We start from the raw sequence: 18,301 nt of genomic DNA on the forward strand, positions 1-18,301 counted from the left end.
AAAAACCCGCAACGGCCTGGATTCGGTGAATCTCGCTCGGGTGTCGGCGTTTCCACGATGACAAGGCGCCCACAAGCGTGGCATCCTGCGGCACCATGGACCCATTGAGTCTCATCATTGACGACATGCGCTTCGACGGCGTCGTGTTCGTGGCCACCGAACTGAGCGCGCCCTGGTCCCTGCAGTTGCACACCCCCGGCCTGGCCGCTTTCCACATCCTCACCGAAGGGCAGGCCTGGCTGCTGCGCGAGGGGCACGAACCCGTCGCCCTGCAGACGGGCGATCTGGTCGTGCTGCCCGCCGGCGTGCCGCATCTGGTGCAGGACCGCCCCACCCCGGCCGCCCAGTCGCACGATCTGTCGACGCACCTGCAGCGGCCCGATCTGGTCCCCCTGAGGCTGGGCGGCAGCGGCAGCGCCCAGACCCAGCTGATCAGCGGCCACGCCCGCTTCGACGTGCACATGGCCGCGCCCCTGGTGTCTGCCTTGCCCGGGCTGATGCACATCCACGGGCTGGGCGAGGCGCCGCCGCCCTGGCTGGCCATCGGCCTGCAGTTCCTGGCGCAGGAGCTGATGAGCCCGCGCCCCGGCCAGCAGGCCATCATCAACCGCCTGGGCGACATCCTCTTCATGGAGTGCCTGCGCGACTACGTCAGCTCGCTCACGGAAGAATCAGGCAACTGGCTGGCCGCGTTGAAGGACCGGGCCTTGTCCACCGCCCTGGCCTGCATGCACCGCACGCCCGCGCGCAACTGGACGGTACCCGAGTTGGCCCAGCACGCCTGCCTGTCGCGCTCTGCCTTTGCCGACCGCTTCACGCAGACCCTGGGCGAGCCCCCGTTGACCTACCTGACGCGCCACCGCATGCGCCTGGCCGCGCGCCAACTGGCCAGCAGCAATGCCCCGATCAGCCGGGTGGCCGACCAGGTGGGCTATGCCTCGGAGGCGGCCTTCAGCCAGGCCTTCAAGCGTGAATACGGGCAATCGCCTTCTGCCTGGCGCCAGGCACAGCCCACGCGGGCAGAAGGCGATGCGCCCGAGGCTGTGGCGGCCGCCTGAAGCTGGCTTGAAGCGGAATCGGCAGGCCCTGGAAACACAAAGGGCTCCGGCGATGTGCCTGGAGCCCTCTTTTCTTGGCGATTCAGCTCGGCGTTCAGCGCCGTTCAGCGCAACTCAGCGTGTGGTGCCTGACCCGCCGCTGCCCGTGCCGGAGCCACCCAGCAGGGTCGCCACCTTGCGCTTGGGCTTGATGAAGCGTGACAGGCCGCCACCAGCGCCCGACGTCGGGGCAGCCACAGCACCCTTCTTGTCCCAAGACGGGTCGGCATCGCTCTGGGCCTCGTAGGGCTTGTCGAAGAACGGGTCGGCAGGCGGGCGGCGGATACCCGGGCGCACCGTACCGCGCGTATCGGCAGGGCGTGGCGCATGGCCATGGGAGGCAGGCACCAAGTCAGGGCGGTCATCGTCCTCGCGGCACTCGCGTCGGAAGGACGGCCGGCGCTCGCCGCCACCTTCCAGCTCGAAGGACTCAATGTCGAGCTTCTTCTTGGTGAGCTTTTCGATGTCAGCGATCAGGCGCGCATCGGCGCCGGTGACCAGCGACACGGCCAGGCCCGACGCGCCGGCACGGCCCGTGCGGCCGATACGGTGCACGTAGTCTTCGGCGTTGAAGGGGATGTCGAAGTTGAACACCGCCGGCAGGGCCGCGATGTCGATGCCGCGCGCCGCCACGTCGGTGGCCACCAGCAGCTCGACCTCGCCCTTCTTGAAGGCTTCGAGCGACTTCAGGCGCTCTTCCTGCGACTTGTCGCCGTGCAGCGCCGCCGTCTTCAGGCCATCGCGCTCGAACGAACGCGCCAGGCGGCCGCAACCCAGCTTGGAGTTGACGAACACGATGCTCTGGCTGATGCCACGGTCGCGCAGGATCTGGCGGATGGTGGCGCGCTTGTCGTCCTCCGACACCTTGTAGAAACGCTGCTCCACAGTGGAGGCGGTGGCGTTCGGGCGGGCCACCTCGACCAGCACCGGATCCTGCAGGTAGCTCTGGGCCAGCTTCTTGATCTCGGGCGAGAAGGTGGCCGAGAACAGCAGGGTCTGGCGCTGCTTGGGCAGGTAGCTCAGGATGCGCTGCAGGTCGGGCAGGAAGCCGATGTCCAGCATGCGGTCGGCCTCGTCGAGCACCACGTACTCGACCTGCGACAGGATGCAGTTCTTGGCCTCGATGTGGTCCAGCAGGCGGCCCGGGGTGGCGATCAGCACCTCGACGCCGGCTTTCAGCTCGACCGTCTGCTCGCGCATGTTCATGCCGCCGAACACCACGGCCGAGCGCAGGTTGGACTTGCTGGCGTAGGTCTTGACGTTGGCAGCCACCTGCACGGCGAGTTCGCGCGTGGGGGCCAGCACGATGGCGCGCACCGGGTGGCGGGCGGGCGAGACGCTGGCGTTCTCGTGCTTCATCATCTTCTGAAGCAGCGGGATCGAGAAGGCGGCGGTCTTGCCGGTGCCGGTCTGGGCGGCGCCCATCACGTCGCGGCCCGCCAGCACCAGCGGGATCGCCTTGGCCTGGATGGGCGTCATCGTGGGGTACTCGATGGCGCGCAGCAGCTTGGGATCGAGCGGCAGGGTGTCGAAGCGCGCGGGGGCTTCAGCGGCGGCCGGCGCGGGGGCTGCGCCGGTGTCGGCGGGTGCGGCGGTTGCCAGGGAGGTATCGCCCGTAGGCGTCGTCGAGGTCATAGAGCCCCTGTTGGGCGCCAGACCTGCGGCCTGGCAACTGAAAACATCAAAAGGTGTAGCCGGCCTGACGCTGGATGCCCAGTGTCTCGGCTTCGGCCACTTCGAGCAGGGCCGCCAAGGGGCCCAGGCCGTTGTACCGTGTGCAGACGCGGTGGGCGTAGCGCCACACCCGCGGGATGTCGTCCAGGTACTGCCGCTTGCCGTCGCGCAGCGCCAGACGCGCAAAGATCCCCAGCACCTTCAGATGGCGCTGCAGGCCCATCCACTCGAAGTCACGCCAGAAATCACCGAAATCGTCCGGTACAGGCAAACCGGCCTTGCGGGCCTTTTCCCAGTAGCGGATCGCATGATCGATCTGCACTTCCTCGTCCCAGACCACGTAGGCATCACGCAGCAGAGACACGAGATCATACGTGACCGGCCCCCATACCGCATCCTGAAAATCGATCACCCCCGGGGTGGCGCGGGGATCGCCCGGCGTGACCATCAGGTTGCGCGAGTGGTAATCACGGTGCACCAGCACCCGCGGCTGGCCCAGCACCTGGGCCTTGATCAGGCCGAAACTGCGCGCCAGCATCTGCTGCTGGGTCTCGGTGAGTGTGAGGCCGCGCAACTGCGTGAGGTACCACTGGGGCAGCAGGTCCATCTCGCGCTGCAGCAGGGCGTCGTCGTACGGGGGCACCTGGTCTTCGGCGGCGATGGCCTGCAGGCGCACCAGCTCGTCCAGCGCAGCGCCGTAGCGGGCGCGGTTGTCGGCATCGGCCTTGGACAAGGCCTCAGCTTCAGGCGCCAGGGCGGACAGCAGGGTGTGCTCGCCCAGGTCGCTGATCAGCATGAAGCCCTGGGCCTCGTCCCACTCCAGGATGGCGGGGGCGCCCACGCCGCCGGCCTGCAGCAGGCAGGCCACTTTCACGAAGGGGCGGCAGTCTTCCTTGTCGGGCGGGGCATCCATCACGATGAAGGACGATGCCGGCCCGCCCTGCGCGTCCACCCGCAGGTAGCGGCGGAAGCTCGCGTCCGAACTGGCCGCACGCACGGAGGCCGGCAGCAGCCCATGGCGGCCGGCCACGCCCGCCAGCCAGGCCTCGAAAGCGCCCCGGCGCGCCGGATCGGCCCAGGGCACGGACAGGCCATCCTGGCCGGAAGAAGGCGATGCGGCGGACAAAGATTCGGCAGACGATGACATGGTGGCAAGGAACGCGCAGAGGGGCATGGAATAATCCCCCACAATTTTAGTCGCCCCACCCTCCACTTTTCGTGCCGCCATCCGCCCTGACCACCCGCCGCGCCGCAGGCTCACGGCTCAATGCCTGGCATCTGCCCCTGCCAAGCCCGACACCGGTGGCCTGCGCGGCGGCGCTGGCGCTGTGCCACCCCTGGCTGGCCGACCGGGCAGACGCCCAGACCGCACCGCCCCCGGCGACGCTGAGTGCAGCCCCCGCGGCCAGCACCCCAGCCAGTGCACCCCGGCTGGGCGATGAAGAGTTGAAGGCCGCCGCAGCACCGCTGCGCATTTCCTCGTCACTGGCCGCCCCCGTAGGCGGCACCGATGCCAAGGATCTGCCCATCTACTTCGAGGCGGATCGCCTCGACGGCACGCCCGGCATCAAGACCCACGCCAGCGGCGATGTGCGCCTCAAGCGCGGCGACCTGCTGATGCGCGCCGACGATGTCACCCACACGGCCGACAGCAATGTCGCCGATGCGGCAGGCAATGTGCGCATCACCCGCCGGGGCGATCTGTTCGCCGGCCCCGCGCTGACCCTGCAGCTCGACACCCTGCAAGGCGAGTTCACCACCCCCAGCTACCGCTTCGCACGCACCGGCGCCGGCGGGCAGGCCGCGAAGGTGGAGTTCCTGGGCAACAACAAACTGCGCGCCATCGACGCCACCTACACCAGTTGCACGCCCGAGAACACACAGGATCTGGACTGGGTGCTCTCCACCAGCGATGTCTACATGGACTTCGAGGCCAACAAGGGCCGCGCCAAGAATGCCGTGATCCGCTTCATGGGCGTACCCATCCTGGCCGCGCCGGTGCTGACTTTCCCGCTCAGCGACGAGCGCAAATCCGGCTTCCTGCCGCCCAGCTTCGACATCAACAACAAAAGCGGCTTAGGGCTGTCGATACCCTACTACTGGAACATCGCCCCTAACCGCGACGCCACCATCACACCCACGGTGTCCACACGGCGCGGAGCGGGCATGGAAGGCGAGTTCCGCTACCTGTCCGACAGCGACCGCGGCACCATCGACGTGATGGCCCTGCCCAATGATCGCGTGGCCGACCGCAGCCGCGGCATGATCAACGCGAGACACACCGGCGAGTGGATCCAGCCAGACTCGCCCAGCCTGACCAACTACGAGATGCGGTGGAACCGCGTCTCCGACGACAACTACTGGAAAGACTTCACCCGCAGCCGCAACACGATCACGCCGCGCCTGTACAGCAGCTACGCCAACGTCGAGCGACAGATCAACACGCGGGTCTGGGGCCTGGGCAACAGCCAGACCTCGCTGTACGCCCGCGTGCAATCCTGGCAGACCCTGCAGGATCTGGACCCCGACGCCAGCCCGGATGCGCGCATCATCACGCCCTACCGCCGAGAGCCCCAGATCGGCCTGCGCAGCCGCAGCGCATCCGATGCCGGCCTGATCTGGAACTTCGAGGCCGAGGCCAACCGCTTCGGCAACGAAGACAAGAGCCGCGTCACGGGCGACCGCGTGCACGCGCTGGCCACCATCTCGCGCCCCTTCGGCAATGCGGGCTGGCACTTCACGCCCAAGATGAGCCTGAACGCCGCCAGCTACACGCTGGACCGCAACGAAGCCAGCGTCAGCACGCCACGCAACCAGTCCCGCTTCATCCCCACCACCAGCCTGGACGGCGGCCTGGTCTACGAGCGCCCCATCGGCTGGTTCGGCCAGAACCTGGTACAGACGCTCGAGCCGCGCGTGCAGTACGTCTACACCCCCTACCGCAAGCAGTCGGACCTGCCCCAGTTCGACAGCGCCATCCGCGACTTCAACCAGTACAGCATCTTCAGCGAGAACGCCTTCACCGGCGTGGACCGCGTGTCCGACTCGAACCAGCTGACGATGGGGCTGACCACCCGCATCCTCGGCGCCAGCAACGGCGGCGAGATCATGCGCCTGGGCGTGGTGCAGAAGGTGCAGTTCGCCGACCAGCGCATCACCGCCGACGACGGCCCCGTGAACACCCAGCGCTGGTCCGACCTGCTGCTGCTGGGCTCGACCTCGGTCGTGCCGCACTGGTACTTCGACACCACCGCGCAGTACAGCGCCCGCGACAAGCGCATCAAACGCTCCCTGCTGGGCGTGCGCTACAACCCGGGCAATTTCCGCACCATCAGCGCCAACTACCGTTACACCCGCGACAGCAGCGAGCAGGTCGACGTGGGCTGGCAGTGGCCGATCGCCGGCCGATCGCCCGCCGCCGAGGCCGTGGCCTCCGCCCTGGCCCAGGCCGTGGGCAGCAAGCCGATGGGCTCCAATGCGGGGTGCGGGGGAACTTGGTACAGCGTGGGGCGTCTGAACTACAGCGTCAAGGACAGCCGCCTGAGCGACGCCCTGGTGGGCCTAGAGTACGACGGCGGCTGCTGGATCGCCCGCGTGGTGGCCGAGCGCACGTCCATCGGGCGCGCCGAAGCCGCCACCCGCCTGATGTTCCAGTTGGAGCTGGTGGGGCTGTCCCGACTGGGTTCCAGCCCGCTGCGCGCCTTGAGGGACAATATCCCTGGTTACCGCCTGCTGCGCGAGGACACCGGTCTGCTCACCGCCCCTCCCGTGCCGCCCTCAGCCTACGTGAATGATGAATGACCTGATGTCCGCCCGTCTGCAAAGCCTTTCGCCCACCTCGCCCCGGTGGCCGCGTCTGCTGGTGGCCGCCAGTCTGGCCGCCTTGGGCACCACCTCGGCACTGGCCCAATTCACCCTGGGCGGCGGCGCGCCGTCCGTGTCACCCCGCATTCCTGGCGTGCCCAGCCTGAGCACCGATCTCAAGCTGCAGGGCCAGCAGACCACCGCCGACTACATCGTCGCCGTGGTCAACCAGGAGCCCATCACCCACACCGACGTCGACAAGCGCGTGGGCCGCATCATGGAGGCGGCCAGCCGCAACCCCAATGCGCGTCTGCCTCCCCCCGATATGCTGCGCGAGCAGGTGCTCGACGCCCTGATCGACGAGAAGGTGCAGCTCCAGCATGCAAAGACCATCGGCATGGGCGTGAGCGATGCCGAGGTCGATGACGCCATCGCCAACATCGCGGCGCAAAACCAGATCTCGCTGCAGGAACTGCGCCAGCGCATGCGCGCCGATGGCCTGGACTACGACCGCTACCGCAACAGCCTGCGCGAGCAACTGCTGCTCGAGCGCGTGCGCGCCCGTGAGGTCAATGGCCGCATCCGGATCTCCGACAGTGAGCTGGACACCTTCAATGCGCAGGCTGCCGCCGCCGGCCGCGACACAGACCTCAACCTGGCCCACATCCTGATCGGCGTGCCCGAAGGCGCCAGTGCCGACCGCGTGCGCCAGCTGGCTGCCAAGGCCGAAGCCCTGCGCGAGCGTGCCGCTGCCGGCGCCAACTTTGCCCAGCTGGTCAAGGACAACACCGACGACACCGGCACGCGCGACAACGGCGGCACCTTCGGCATGCGCCCGGCCAGCCGCCTGCCCGAATTGTTCACCGACGCCGTCAAGGACCTGCAGGTGGGCCAGGTGTCCAAGGTCGTGCGCTCCGGCGCCGGCTTTCACGTGCTCAAGCTGATCGAGCGCGAGAACGCCGCCAAGGCCACCTACACCCAGCAGCGCGCCCGCCACATCCTGCTGCGCACCACGCCCCAGCAAAGCATCCAGGCCGCCCGTACCCGCATGGCCGAGATCCGCAAGGAGATCGTCGGCGGCCAGGCCAGCTTCGCCCAGATGGCCCGCCAGAACTCGGAAGACGGCAGCGCCACCCGTGGCGGCGACCTGGGCTGGGCCGCCCCTGGGCAGTTCGTGCCCGAGTTCGAGCAGGCCTTGATCGCCCTGCAGCCCGGCCAGGTCTCCGAGCCCGTCGTCACCCGGTTCGGCGTGCACCTGATCCAGCTGATCGAGCGCCGCGAAGTGCAACTCACCGAGCAGCAAAAGCGCGAAGCCGCCCGCAGCGTGCTGCGCGAGCAGCGCTTCGAGCCCGCCTATGAAGACTGGGCGCGCGAACTGCGTGCCGCGGCCTACGTGGACATGCGCGATGCGCCCTGAGCGCAGGCCTGACCGCGGCGCAGGCGCTGGTGACAGCCACCGCGCCCGCAAGCGCTTCGGCCAGCACTTCCTGGCCGATCCGGGGTTGATCGACGAGATCGTGCGCGGCATCGACCCGTGCCCTGGCCAGCCCCTGGTCGAGATCGGCCCGGGCCTGGGCGCCCTGACCAACCCGGTGGTGCAGCGCAGCGGCCAGCTCACCGTGATCGAGCTGGACCGGGATCTGGCCGCCCGCCTGCGCAAGCGCGCCGATCTCGCCGTGGTCGAATCCGACGTGCTCAATGTCGATTTCACGGCCCTGGCCGAGCAGGCCGGCAAGCCGCTGCGCGTGATCGGCAACCTGCCCTACAACATCTCCACGCCCATCCTGTTCCACCTGCTGCCCTTCGCCGCGCGTGTGGAGGATCAGCACTTCATGCTGCAAAAGGAAGTGGTCGACCGCATGGTGGCCTCGCCCGGCAGCAAGGATTACGGCCGCCTGAGCGTGATGCTGCAATGGCGCTACGAGATGGAATCCATCGTCGACGTGCCCCCCGAGGCCTTCGATCCGCCGCCCAAGGTGGATTCGGCCGTGGTGCGCATGGTGCCCTACCCCGCAGCCGCACAGGCCGACCTGAACGTGGACCTGCTCGGCGAGATCGTCACCGTGGCCTTCTCGCAGCGCCGCAAGATGCTGCGCAACACCCTGGGCCGCTGGCTCGAGGAGCGCGGCCTCCAGGCCGATTTCGACCTGCAGCGCCGCGCCGAAGAGGTGCCGGTGGACGACTACCTGGCGCTGACCCGCCTGGCCAGCGCATCACAGGCATGAGCCTGTGGCGCCCCTGGTCGACGGGGGCGCGGCCGCTCACGAGCGGCGAGGTGGCGATGGCCCGCCAGCTCTTCGGCACCGCCATCGACTACCACCAAGTGCGGGTGCACCGCCGGCGCCGGCTGCCCGGCATGGGCGACAACGCCCTGGCCCCGTTCGGTGCCATCTACTTCCCGCCCCATGGCTACCGTCACGACTTCTCTGTCGCGGGCAGGGCCGCCAAGGTCTGGTTCATGCACGAAATGACGCACGTGTGGCAATACCAGCGCGGCCTGTGCGTGCTGTGCCATGGCCTGCTGTTGGGCCTTCAGGGCGGCTATGGGACCAAGGCACGCGCCTACGGTTACGATCATGTGCGTGATCAGGGCAAGACCCTGGGTGATTTCAACCTGGAGCAGCAAGGCGAGCTGATCGCCCACTACTTCGACGCATGCCACCTGTCATCTGGCGACAAGGTGCATGCGCGGCGCAGGTCGCTGCTGCCCTTCTACGAGGCTGTCCTCGCTGACTTTCTGAAGGATCCGCTTGATGCCAGAACGCTGCCGCGCACCGTCCACGTCCCACGCTGAGTGGTCACGCCAGATCGTGGTGAGCCTGTGGGCGGCATTGGCCGGCATGCAGGCTGCGTGGGGCACGTCGGCCGAGGTGCATGGCCCGGTAGAGCTGGCGATCGGCGCGCAGGGCGTACCCAACACCCCGTTGTGCGCCCACGTGAGCGCGGGCTCGCCCAACGAGGCGCAGCAGGGCTGGTCGGTCCAGTTGTGGGCAGGCGCCCCGGCCGACGACACGAGCACGCCACTGTGGCGGCAGGACACCGAAGAAGGGGCCAACGCCAGCCGCACCTGGCCAGACGCGCCAGCGCAGTGCGTGGGCATCCCGACCCAACTGCTGAAAGCGGGTCAGCCCTACACGCTGGAGGTCAGCAGCATCCGCCTGTACCGCAGTCGTTTCTGCTGGCAGGAAGGCGATGCCAAACGGCCAACGCAGTTGCTGGCCGTGGACGACACCACGCAACGGTGCACATCGCGCGCATGGCTCGATGACGGCGAGGGCCATGCCCTCGACACCGGCGCCACGTGGTGGGAACGGCTGCGCGACTGGTGGCGCAGCCAGCCCCTGGGTCGGTGATCAGCCCTGTGCTGACGCGTTGCTCAGGCGACGACGGCCCAGCACGCCCAGCACGCCCAGGCCACCCAGGGCCAGCGCCAGGGATTCGGGCTCGGGCACCAGCGCGACCGAGGTGCCCAGGGTGGGCGCGATATCGAGCGTGAAGCTCGTGCCCACCGGGCCGAAGAACTCGAAGGTGTAGATGCCAGCGGCCAGGCCCGTGAAGCTGTAGATCGTCTGGAACGACGGCAGCGAGGTCGAGAACGACGGCGTCACCGATGCAGGGCTGTACAAGCCACCGAAGATGGGGCCGGCCCCCGAGATCACCGCCGTGATACCGCCACTGGACAGCAACTCGAACGTCACTGAGGCGCCCCCCGTGTAAGGCAGGGCGAGGGGATCGAATGTTCCCGACACCGACAAGGCGGCGCTGGCGCCACCGCTGGCCAGGGCCATCGAGGCGGCAGCAACCGCACCAACAAGCCACTTCTTCGTTTGCATGCTCATACCAACCTCCCTGGGGGGAATGACAAATGACACAGAACCTGGGCCCTCTCACGCATACTCCGTGCCAGACGTCACACACCATCCAAGCCCGGTTTTGGCCTGCTTGCGGTGCATCGGGGCCCGTTTTGCCCCTTCCACGGGCCGCCACCATGGTGCAATGCACAATGTTCAGGCGCTCCGTCATCGCGCATCGACCCCATACTTTCGCCCCATGAAAACCTACCTCGTCGGCGGCGCCGTCCGCGACCGGCTGCTGGGCCGCCCCACGCAAGACCACGATTGGGTGGTCGTGGGCGCCTCGCCCGAGGCCATGGTTGCCCGGGGCTTTCTGCCCGTCGGCCGCGATTTCCCCGTCTTCCTGCACCCGCAGACGAAGGAGGAGTACGCGCTGGCCCGCACCGAGCGCAAATCCGGTCGGGGCTATCACGGCTTCGTCTTCCAGGCCACGCCCGAGGTCACGCTGGAAGAAGACCTGGCCCGTCGCGACCTGACCATCAACGCCATGGCCCAGGGAGAAGACGGCGCCCTGGTCGATCCCTACGGCGGCCAGCAGGACCTGAACGCCCGGGTGCTGCGCCACGTCTCGCCGGCCTTCGGTGAAGACCCGGTGCGCATCCTGCGCCTGGCCCGCTTCGCCGCCCGTCTGCCCGACTTCACCGTGGCGCCCGACACCGCCGACCTGATGCGCCGCATGGTCGACAAGGGCGAAGCCGACCACCTGGTGGCCGAGCGCGTCTGGCAGGAACTGGCCCGCGGCCTGATGGAAGCGCGCCCCTCGCGCATGTTCGACGTATTGCGCGACTGCGGTGCGCTGGCACGCCTGCTCCCCGAGGTCAACCGCCTGTGGGGCGTGCCCCAGCGCGCCGATTACCACCCCGAGGTCGACACCGGCGTGCACCTGATGATGGTGCTGGACATGAGCGCGCGCCTGCAGGCCTCGCTGCCCGTGCGCTTCGCCTGCCTGTGCCATGACCTGGGCAAGGGCACTACCCCGGCCGACGTGCTGCCCCGCCACCTGGGCCACGAAGGCCGCAGCGCCAAGCTGCTCAAGGACGTCTGCGAACGCCTGCGCGTGCCCAACGAATGCCGCGAACTGGCCGATGTGGTGGCCCGCGAGCACGGCAACATCCACCGCAGCACCGACCTGTCCGCCGCGGCCACGGTGCGCCTGCTGGAACGGCTCGACGCCTTCCGCAAGCCCCAGCGCCTGCCCGACATCCTGCTGGCCTGCGAATGCGACGCGCGCGGCCGCCTGGGTTTCGAAGACAGCACCTACCAGCCCGCCACGGCCTTGCCGCTGGCCCTGAAGGCCTGCCAGTCGGTCGATACCGCCCAGTTGGCCGCCCAGGCCATGGAACGTGGTCAGAAGGGCGCGGCCATCGCCGATGTCATCCAGCAGGCACGCACACAGGCCCTGGCCGGCCTGCGCCCGCCTCAGCCTCACGACGAGGACAAGACGCAGTGACCCGAACGCTGTTGGTGGTGGAAGACCATGCCCTGGTCAGCGAAGGCATCCTCAAGGTGGTCACCGCCCAATGGCCCGACCTCAGCACGCACCAGGCCGATGACCTGGCCACGGCCCTGCGCCGCCTGGACAGCGCCCCGCCCCCCGGCATCGAGGTGATCATCACCGACCTGAACCTGCCCGATGCCCAGGGGCTGGAAACGCTGCGCCAGTTGCGTGCCCATGCCCCGCGCGCCCGCATCGGCGTCGTCTCGGGCAGCAACGATCTGGACCTGGCCCTGGCCTGCCTGCGCGAAGGTGCCTGCGCCTTCGTGCCCAAGGCGGGCAGCCTGGCGCACTTCGCCGAAGGGCTGCGCACGCTGGCCCACGGTGGCGTGTACTTCCCGCGGGAACTGCTGGCACAGGCCCACGCTGCCGCCGACGCGGATGGCGGCGGGGGCCCAGCCCCAGAGCGGCGTGACGCGGCACCCGACCAACCCCTGCCACCACGCCTCACACCCCGCCAGATCGAAGTGCGCGCCCTGCTGCTGCATGGCCTGGCCAACGCGCTGATCGCCGACCAGCTCGGCATCAGCGAAGAGACCGTGAAGCTGCATGTGCGCGCCATCCTGCGCGCGCATGGGGCCCACAACCGCGTGCAGCTGCTGCTCAACTGCGCGCGCGACGGCCTGGCGGAGCCCGCCCTTCCCACCCGCTGAGCCCATGAAGTTCCTGCGCCTGAACCTGCAGGGCCTCACGCCCACCGACCGGGCCATCTACCTGGAACAGTTGCGCGACCACTGGCGCCTCGATGTCTGGGCCATCCCCGGGCAGTTCATCGCCTTGCTGGCCCTGATCCCCGTGGTGCGGCGCAGCGGCCTGAATCTGTGGGAATGGGGCCCGCCCATCGCCTTGCTGCTGGCGACGTGGTCCTGGGGCAGCCTGTCGATCTGGCGCCTGCGCCGCGTGGTGCTCGATGCCGACAACTACCCACGCTGGCGGGCCATCACGCTGATGCGCGAGGTCACGCAGGCCACCGGCTGGGCGCTGCTGGCCGCCATGCTGTGGGGCGCGCTGCCATCGCAATGGCACCTGCTGATCCTCACGGCACTGATCATCTTCGGCTACACGGCCATGTTCTTCAGCACGCACGATTCGGGCGTGGCCACGGCCGCCAACCTGCCCATCCTGCTGATCGTGCTGGCGCGCCTGCTGCTCGACCCCGCCGAAGGCACAGCCACCATCGCCCTGATCCTGACACTGTCCATGGTGACCTGCCTGGGCGTGGGCCGGTTGATCGAGGTGCGCCTGCTGGAGGCCGAACGCCTGCGCATCCGCAACGAGCAGCTGGTGGCCGAGCTGGCCGATGAGGTCGGCAAGGTGAGGTTGGCCAAGGATGCCGCCGAGCAAGCCAACCGCCAGAAGAGCGAGTTCATCGCCACGGCCAGCCACGACGTGCGCCAGCCCCTGCACAGCCTGACGCTGCTGTCCGGGCTGCTGTCCACCCGGCTGCTGGAACCGGAATCACGCGGCCTGGCCGGCAAGATCAGCACGGCGGTCGATGGCCTGCGCGGCATCTTCGAGCAGCTGTTCGACATCGCCCGCGTGGATGCGCAGAAGCTGGTACACCAGCCCCATGCCATCGCCCTGCGCCCATTGCTGTCGCAACTGGCCGACGAGTTCGAGCTGCTGTGCCAGGACAAGGGCCTGCGCTGGCAGCACCTGCATGCACACGGGGTGCCTGCGCACATTGCCGTGCAGGCCGACCCGCTGTTCATGCAGCGCATCCTGCGCAACCTGCTGGAAAACGCCTTGCGCTACACCCCGCAAGGCCAGACGGTGCGGCTGCGCACACGGGCACGCGGCGCCTGGCTGGTGGTGCAGGTGTGGGACCAGGGCCCAGGCATCGCGCCCGCCGACCGGGCCCGCATCTTTGAAGACTACGTGCAGCTGCACAACCCCGCGCGCCACCTGCGCGAAGGCCTGGGCCTGGGCTTGGGCCTGGTGCGCCGCCTGGTGCAGGCCGGGGCCTACCGCCTGAACGTGCGCTCACGCCTTGGGCAAGGCTCGGTGTTCTCGCTGTGGGTGCCCATGGTGCCGGCCAGCGAAGCGCCCACGCCCACGCCGCAGGCTTCATCTCTGCACGATCCTCACGCCTTGCCAGGCCAAGGCGCCACCCGCACCATGCTGCTGGTGGAAGACGACGACGATGTGCGCGACACCACCCGCACGGTGCTGCAGACCCTGGGCTGGCAGTGCTTTGCCGGCGCCACCCTGGCCGAGGCCATCGAGGCACTGGCCCATGCCGATGCGTGGCCCCATGCACTGCTCACCGACCTGCGCCTAGGTACGTCCGACGATGGCTTGGCCGTGGCCCATCAGGCACGGCATGAGTTCGGCCCCGAGCTGCCCGTGTTGCTGCTGACCGGGGATCTGGACCCGACGCTCAACGCCCGGGCCGCGGAGGCCGGCGTGGTCCTACGGCGCAAGCCCCTGTCCCCCGCCGAACTGCGCCAGGCGCTGGACACCCTGATCGGGGGCCCTGCCTAACCCCTGCGGGTTATGGACTCGGGAAAGCACTTTCACGTGCAATGGCACTTCATTTCGCAGCCCGACGCCGCAGACCGACGCAGTACCGCCATGCACGACACTCCCGACGACGCCCTGGGCGCGCCCGCCAGCGGCGATGATCGCCCACCGATTGGCTGGGGCGTGCTGGCCCTGCTCATCGCTGCCGGATCGGCCAGCGCGGCCGTGCTGCTGGATGCCACCCTCACCCCGCTGCTGATCGTCGTGGGCCTGGGGTGCCTGGTCTACCTGGAACGCATCTGGCGCCCCTGACGGAGGCGCGCCCGCTTCCCTTCGCCGTCCTCCCGGACAACGCTCTCTCATGACTGCCGACGCGGCCCAGGCCGTTTCACGCAGGCATGAAAAAGCGCCCCCGCACGCACGAACATGCGGAGGGCGCAAATCCCGACCCCGGCCGGCAAGCCGGGGCCTTCGGTTCACTGGTCAACGGTCATGACATGCCGGGGCAGCACGCCTGCCCCGAGCGCGGAAGAATCAGTCCGCCTGCTTGCGCAGGAAGGCCGGGATCTCCAGCTCGTCCATGCCATTGCTGGCCAGCGCATCGACCTTCTGGGCCGCCTGCGTGCGGCCGCTGCGCCATACGCTGGGGGTGTTCAGGCCGCTGAAGTCGTTGCCATGGCCGGCGTGGCCCATCTGGTGACCGCCCGGGTGCACCGGGTTGTTCAGAATGGGCAGGTTGTCGGTGCCGGTACGGGCGAAGATCTGCGAATGGCCTTGCGGGGCGCTGTGCACCACGGTCATGCGCTTGGCAGCGCTCAGGCCGGTGGCGATCACGGTCACGCGCAGCTGGTCGCCCAGGCTTTCGTCGTAGGCCGTGCCGTAGATCACGTGCGCGTCTTCGGCGGCGTAGCGGCGGATGGTGTTCATCGCGTTGCGCGATTCGCTCAGCTTGAAGGTCGCCTTGCTCGCGGCGATCAGCACCAGCACGCCACGCGCGCCGGACAGGTCGATGCCTTCGAGCAGCGGGCAGGCCACAGCGGCTTCGGCGGCCTTGGTAGCGCGGTCAGGGCCCGAGGCCGTGGCCGTGCCCATCATGGCCTTGCCAGGCTCGCTCATCACGGTCTTGACGTCTTCGAAGTCGACGTTCACCAGGCCCGGGATGTGGATGATGTCGCTGATGCCGCCGACGGCGTTCTTCAGCACGTCGTTGGCCTGCTTGAAGGCTTCTTCCTGGGTGATGTCATCGCCCAGCACTTCCAGCAGCTTCTCGTTGAGCACCACGATCAGCGAATCGACGTTGGCTTCCAGCTCGGCCAGGCCGGCTTCGGCCTGCTTGAGGCGGCGGTTGCCTTCGAACTCGAAGGGCTTGGTGACCACGCCGACGGTCAGGATGCCCATCTCCTTGGCCACGCGGGCGATCACGGGCGCAGCGCCCGTGCCGGTGCCGCCACCCATGCCGGCGGTGATGAACACCATGTGCGCGCCATCCAGGGCCGTGCGGATCTGCTCCGTGGCCTCTTCAGCCGACACGCGGCCAGCCTCGGGCTTGGAACCAGCGCCCAGGCCGCTGGTGCCCAGTTGCAGGTTCTGCTCGGCCGTCGAACGGCTCAGGGCCTGGGCGTCGGTGTTGGCGTTGATGAACTGCACGCCCTGCACACCCTGGGCAATCATGTGGTCAACGGCGTTGCCGCCACCGCCGCCCACACCGATCACCTTGATCTGTGTACCCAGGTCGAAGTTTTCAATCATCTCGATAGGCATGTCATACCTCCTAGTAGTCTCAATCAGCAGTTGCCAGTGAATTGGGAAGAAACGTTTTAGAAATTACCGATGAACCAGTCCTTCACCCGTCCGAACAGGGTCTGTACAGACCCGGCCTTCTGAGCGGCCTTCATGCCGCGGGTGCGGGACAACCTTGCTTCTTCGAGCAAGCCCATGACGGTGGCCGACCGAGGGCTGGCCACCATGTCGTGGAGAGCGCCTGAATACAGCGGCACGCCCTTGCGCACCGGTTTCAGGAAGATGTCTTCGGCCAGCTCGACCATGCCCGGCATGACTGCCGAGCCGCCGGTGAGCACGATGCCCGAGGACAGCAATTCTTCGTAACCAGACTCGCGGATCACCTGGTGGACCAGCGAGAAGATCTCTTCGACGCGCGGCTCGATCACGCCGGCCAGAGCCTGGCGCGAGAGCATGCGCGGGGCGCGGTCGCCCAGCCCGGGCACCTCGACCTGTTCGTTCGGATCGGCCAGCAGTTGCTTGGCCACGCCGTGGTCCACCTTGATGTCCTCGGCATCCTTGGTGGGCGTGCGCAGGGCCATCGCGATGTCGCTGGTGATCAGGTCGCCGGCGATGGGGATCACGGCCGTGTGGCGGATGGCGCCGTCGGCGAAGATGGCCACATCCGTCGTGCCCGCGCCGATGTCGACCAGGGCCACGCCCAGGTCCTTCTCGTCATCGGTCAGCACCGAGGCGCTGGATGCGCTGGGGTTGAGCACGAGCTGTTCGGCTTCGAGCCCGCAGCGGCGCACGCACTTGACGATGTTCTCGGCCGCGCTTTGCGCACCGGTCACGATGTGCACCTTGACTTCAAGGCGGCCACCGCTCATGCCGATGGGTTCCTTCACCTCGTGCCCATCGATGATGAACTCCTGAGGCTCGACCAGCAGCAGGCGCTGATCGTTCGGGATGTTGATGGCCTTGGCGGTCTCGACCACACGCTGCACGTCGATGGGCGCGACTTCCTTGTCGCGCACGATGACCATGCCGGTGCTGTTCTGGCCGCGGATGTGGCTGCCGGTGATGCCCGTCCACACGCGGCTGATCTTGCAGTCGGCCATCAGCTCGGCTTCCTTGAGCGCCTGCTGGATGGATTGCACGGTGGCATCGATGTTGACGACCACACCGCGCTTGAGCCCATGGCTGGGAGCGACACCCAGGCCGGCGAGTCGGAGATCGCCACCCGGCAGGACTTCCGCGACGACCGCCATCACTTTGGCGGTGCCGATGTCCAGTCCGACGACAAGGTCCTTGTATTCCTTGGGCATGTTGGTGCGGGTTTTGACGAGTTTAAGGCGTTTGACGAGCGCTGGCCATACGCTCTTTCGAAATGTTCTGAACGGTGCTCAGGCCCTTGAGCCGCACGGCATAGCCATGGGGATAGCGCAGGTCGGCATAGGCCAGCGGCTCGCTGTATTGCTGGCGCAGTTGGGGCAGCGTGCGCACGAAGCGTTCGGCACGCGCCACGAGTTCATCGGTCTCGCCGCGGCCCAGCTCGATCACGGCATCGTTGTCGAGCTTGACCGTCCACGAGCCACGGTCCGTGAGCTTGAGCGAATCGATGCTGGAGTCCAGCGGCACCAGCACGGGCTGCAGCTTGCGCAGCATGGTCAGCATCAGGCGGGCCTGGCCGGCACTGGCATTGGCCGGCGCCTGCAAGGTGGGCAGGGGCTCGTCTTCCACATCGCCCAGGTTGGCATCGAAGACCTCGCCCTGCTGGTTGACGAGCTGGTCGTCGCGATCTTCATGGCGCCAGTAGGCAGCAGGCTTGTGCTCTTCGAGCGTGACGCGCAACTCGTTGGGCCACACGCGGCGCACCAGGGCCTGGCGCACCCAGGGCACCGACTCGAACACGGCCTTGGCACGGGCCAGGTCGACCATGAAGAAGCTGCCCTCGACGCGCGGCACCACGTTGGCCCGCACGGTGGCCATGTTGTTGCGCTGCATCTCGCCGTCGATGCTGAGCTTGTGGATCACGAAGTAGGGCTGGCGGCTGATCACCGTGAAGCCTGCGGCCAGCACCAGCAACACCGCCACCACGGCCAGGGCGGCGGTGGCGGCGTTCATCCAGCGGATGTCTTGCGGCATCTCGCTGGAGGGTTGCAGGGCCTGGGCGGTGAGCATGGTGATCGTGG

16 protein-coding genes are annotated in these 18,301 nt (G+C 68.1%); 10 read left to right on the top strand and 6 right to left on the bottom strand.

What is annotated here, in order from left to right; genetic code table 11:
* Positions 1-95: 95 nt before the first annotated feature.
* A complete protein-coding gene (locus WAQ08_RS12305; RefSeq protein WP_422191865.1) occupies positions 96-1,058 on the top strand; it encodes an AraC family transcriptional regulator in 963 nt (320 codons plus the stop codon).
* 114 nt (positions 1,059-1,172) lie between these two features.
* Here WAQ08_RS12305 and WAQ08_RS12310 read toward each other — a convergent pair whose 3' ends face one another.
* Both WAQ08_RS12310 and WAQ08_RS12315 read right to left on the bottom strand, forming a co-directional pair.
* A complete protein-coding gene (locus WAQ08_RS12310; protein WP_422191866.1) occupies positions 1,173-2,732 on the bottom strand; it encodes a DEAD/DEAH box helicase in 1,560 nt (519 codons plus the stop codon).
* Between the two features lie 46 nt (positions 2,733-2,778).
* Positions 2,779-3,918, bottom strand: coding sequence for an aminoglycoside phosphotransferase family protein (locus tag WAQ08_RS12315; RefSeq protein ID WP_422191867.1), 1,140 nt, complete (start codon positions 3,916-3,918; stop codon positions 2,779-2,781).
* Positions 3,919-3,989: 71 nt separating this feature from the next.
* Between WAQ08_RS12315 and WAQ08_RS12320 the strand changes: the two genes are divergently transcribed.
* The 5 genes from WAQ08_RS12320 to WAQ08_RS12340 are packed head-to-tail and all read left to right on the top strand — an operon-like array spanning position 3,990 to position 9,928.
* Positions 3,990-6,572: an LPS-assembly protein LptD gene (locus WAQ08_RS12320; RefSeq protein WP_422191868.1), complete on the top strand. Its 2,583-nt coding sequence runs from the start codon at positions 3,990-3,992 to the stop codon at positions 6,570-6,572.
* Between the two features lie 4 nt (positions 6,573-6,576).
* Entirely contained in the window at positions 6,577-7,992 is a 1,416-nt protein-coding gene (locus WAQ08_RS12325) for a peptidylprolyl isomerase (RefSeq protein WP_422191869.1), read from the top strand.
* Positions 7,982-8,800 carry a 16S rRNA (adenine(1518)-N(6)/adenine(1519)-N(6))-dimethyltransferase RsmA gene (gene rsmA / locus WAQ08_RS12330; protein ID WP_422191870.1) on the top strand — a complete coding sequence of 273 codons (819 nt, stop codon included), beginning with the start codon at positions 7,982-7,984 and terminating at the stop codon, positions 8,798-8,800. Before WAQ08_RS12325 ends, rsmA begins: the two co-directional genes overlap by 11 nt.
* On the top strand, positions 8,797-9,369 hold the full coding sequence (locus WAQ08_RS12335) for a Rhs element Vgr protein (protein ID WP_422191871.1): 573 nt from the start codon (positions 8,797-8,799) through the stop codon (positions 9,367-9,369). Before rsmA ends, WAQ08_RS12335 begins: the two co-directional genes overlap by 4 nt.
* Positions 9,329-9,928, top strand: coding sequence for a hypothetical protein (locus WAQ08_RS12340; RefSeq protein ID WP_422191872.1), 600 nt, complete (start codon positions 9,329-9,331; stop codon positions 9,926-9,928). Before WAQ08_RS12335 ends, WAQ08_RS12340 begins: the two co-directional genes overlap by 41 nt.
* On the opposite strand, the gene WAQ08_RS12345 is transcribed toward WAQ08_RS12340, so the two are convergent.
* On the bottom strand, positions 9,929-10,414 hold the full coding sequence (locus WAQ08_RS12345) for a PEP-CTERM sorting domain-containing protein (RefSeq protein ID WP_422191873.1): 486 nt from the start codon (positions 10,412-10,414) through the stop codon (positions 9,929-9,931).
* 211 nt (positions 10,415-10,625) lie between these two features.
* On the opposite strand from WAQ08_RS12345, the gene WAQ08_RS12350 reads away from it, so the two are divergent.
* From WAQ08_RS12350 to WAQ08_RS12365, 4 genes are all read left to right on the top strand, one after another.
* A complete protein-coding gene (locus WAQ08_RS12350) occupies positions 10,626-11,879 on the top strand; it encodes a multifunctional CCA addition/repair protein (protein ID WP_422191874.1) in 1,254 nt (417 codons plus the stop codon).
* A complete protein-coding gene (locus WAQ08_RS12355; protein ID WP_422191875.1) occupies positions 11,876-12,577 on the top strand; it encodes a response regulator in 702 nt (233 codons plus the stop codon). Before WAQ08_RS12350 ends, WAQ08_RS12355 begins: the two co-directional genes overlap by 4 nt.
* 4 nt (positions 12,578-12,581) lie before the next feature.
* The gene (locus tag WAQ08_RS12360) at positions 12,582-14,408 is read left to right on the top strand and encodes an ATP-binding protein (RefSeq protein WP_422191876.1); all 1,827 of its coding nucleotides are present in this window, start codon (positions 12,582-12,584) and stop codon (positions 14,406-14,408) included.
* Positions 14,409-14,498: 90 nt separating this feature from the next.
* Positions 14,499-14,699 (top strand): hypothetical protein, encoded by a 201-nt coding sequence (locus WAQ08_RS12365; protein WP_422191877.1) that lies wholly within the window; start codon positions 14,499-14,501, stop codon positions 14,697-14,699.
* Positions 14,700-14,921: 222 nt separating this feature from the next.
* On the opposite strand, the gene ftsZ is transcribed toward WAQ08_RS12365, so the two are convergent.
* Genes ftsZ through WAQ08_RS12380 form a run of 3 tightly spaced genes read right to left on the bottom strand, consistent with a single transcriptional unit; the run spans position 14,922 to position 18,290 of the window.
* Positions 14,922-16,148, bottom strand: a complete 1,227-nt coding sequence (ftsZ, locus tag WAQ08_RS12370) for a cell division protein FtsZ (RefSeq protein ID WP_422191878.1) — start codon at positions 16,146-16,148, stop codon at positions 14,922-14,924.
* Positions 16,149-16,204: 56 nt separating this feature from the next.
* Positions 16,205-17,434 carry a cell division protein FtsA gene (ftsA, locus tag WAQ08_RS12375; protein WP_422191879.1) on the bottom strand — a complete coding sequence of 410 codons (1,230 nt, stop codon included), beginning with the start codon at positions 17,432-17,434 and terminating at the stop codon, positions 16,205-16,207.
* A gap of 22 nt (positions 17,435-17,456) precedes the next feature.
* On the bottom strand, positions 17,457-18,290 hold the full coding sequence (locus WAQ08_RS12380; protein ID WP_422191880.1) for a cell division protein FtsQ/DivIB: 834 nt from the start codon (positions 18,288-18,290) through the stop codon (positions 17,457-17,459).
* Between the last annotated feature and the right edge of the window lie 11 nt (positions 18,291-18,301).

The organism is Aquabacterium sp., assembly GCF_049274795.1.
Taxonomy (GTDB): Bacteria; Pseudomonadota; Gammaproteobacteria; order Burkholderiales; family Burkholderiaceae_C; genus Aquabacterium.

Coding starts and splice junctions, on each gene's coding strand:
- WAQ08_RS12325 (WP_422191869.1), top strand. CDS start 6,577: ATGTCCGCCCGTCTGCAAAGCCTTTCGCCCACCTCGCCCCGGTGGCCG.
- WAQ08_RS12360 (WP_422191876.1), top strand. CDS start 12,582: ATGAAGTTCCTGCGCCTGAACCTGCAGGGCCTCACGCCCACCGACCGG.
- rsmA (WP_422191870.1), top strand. CDS start 7,982: ATGCGCCCTGAGCGCAGGCCTGACCGCGGCGCAGGCGCTGGTGACAGC.
- ftsA (WP_422191879.1), bottom strand. CDS start 17,434: ATGCCCAAGGAATACAAGGACCTTGTCGTCGGACTGGACATCGGCACC.
- WAQ08_RS12310 (WP_422191866.1), bottom strand. CDS start 2,732: ATGACCTCGACGACGCCTACGGGCGATACCTCCCTGGCAACCGCCGCA.
- WAQ08_RS12345 (WP_422191873.1), bottom strand. CDS start 10,414: ATGAGCATGCAAACGAAGAAGTGGCTTGTTGGTGCGGTTGCTGCCGCC.
- WAQ08_RS12305 (WP_422191865.1), top strand. CDS start 96: ATGGACCCATTGAGTCTCATCATTGACGACATGCGCTTCGACGGCGTC.
- WAQ08_RS12350 (WP_422191874.1), top strand. CDS start 10,626: ATGAAAACCTACCTCGTCGGCGGCGCCGTCCGCGACCGGCTGCTGGGC.
- WAQ08_RS12335 (WP_422191871.1), top strand. CDS start 8,797: ATGAGCCTGTGGCGCCCCTGGTCGACGGGGGCGCGGCCGCTCACGAGC.
- WAQ08_RS12315 (WP_422191867.1), bottom strand. CDS start 3,918: ATGTCATCGTCTGCCGAATCTTTGTCCGCCGCATCGCCTTCTTCCGGC.
- WAQ08_RS12365 (WP_422191877.1), top strand. CDS start 14,499: ATGCACGACACTCCCGACGACGCCCTGGGCGCGCCCGCCAGCGGCGAT.
- WAQ08_RS12340 (WP_422191872.1), top strand. CDS start 9,329: ATGCCAGAACGCTGCCGCGCACCGTCCACGTCCCACGCTGAGTGGTCA.
- WAQ08_RS12380 (WP_422191880.1), bottom strand. CDS start 18,290: ATGCTCACCGCCCAGGCCCTGCAACCCTCCAGCGAGATGCCGCAAGAC.
- ftsZ (WP_422191878.1), bottom strand. CDS start 16,148: ATGCCTATCGAGATGATTGAAAACTTCGACCTGGGTACACAGATCAAG.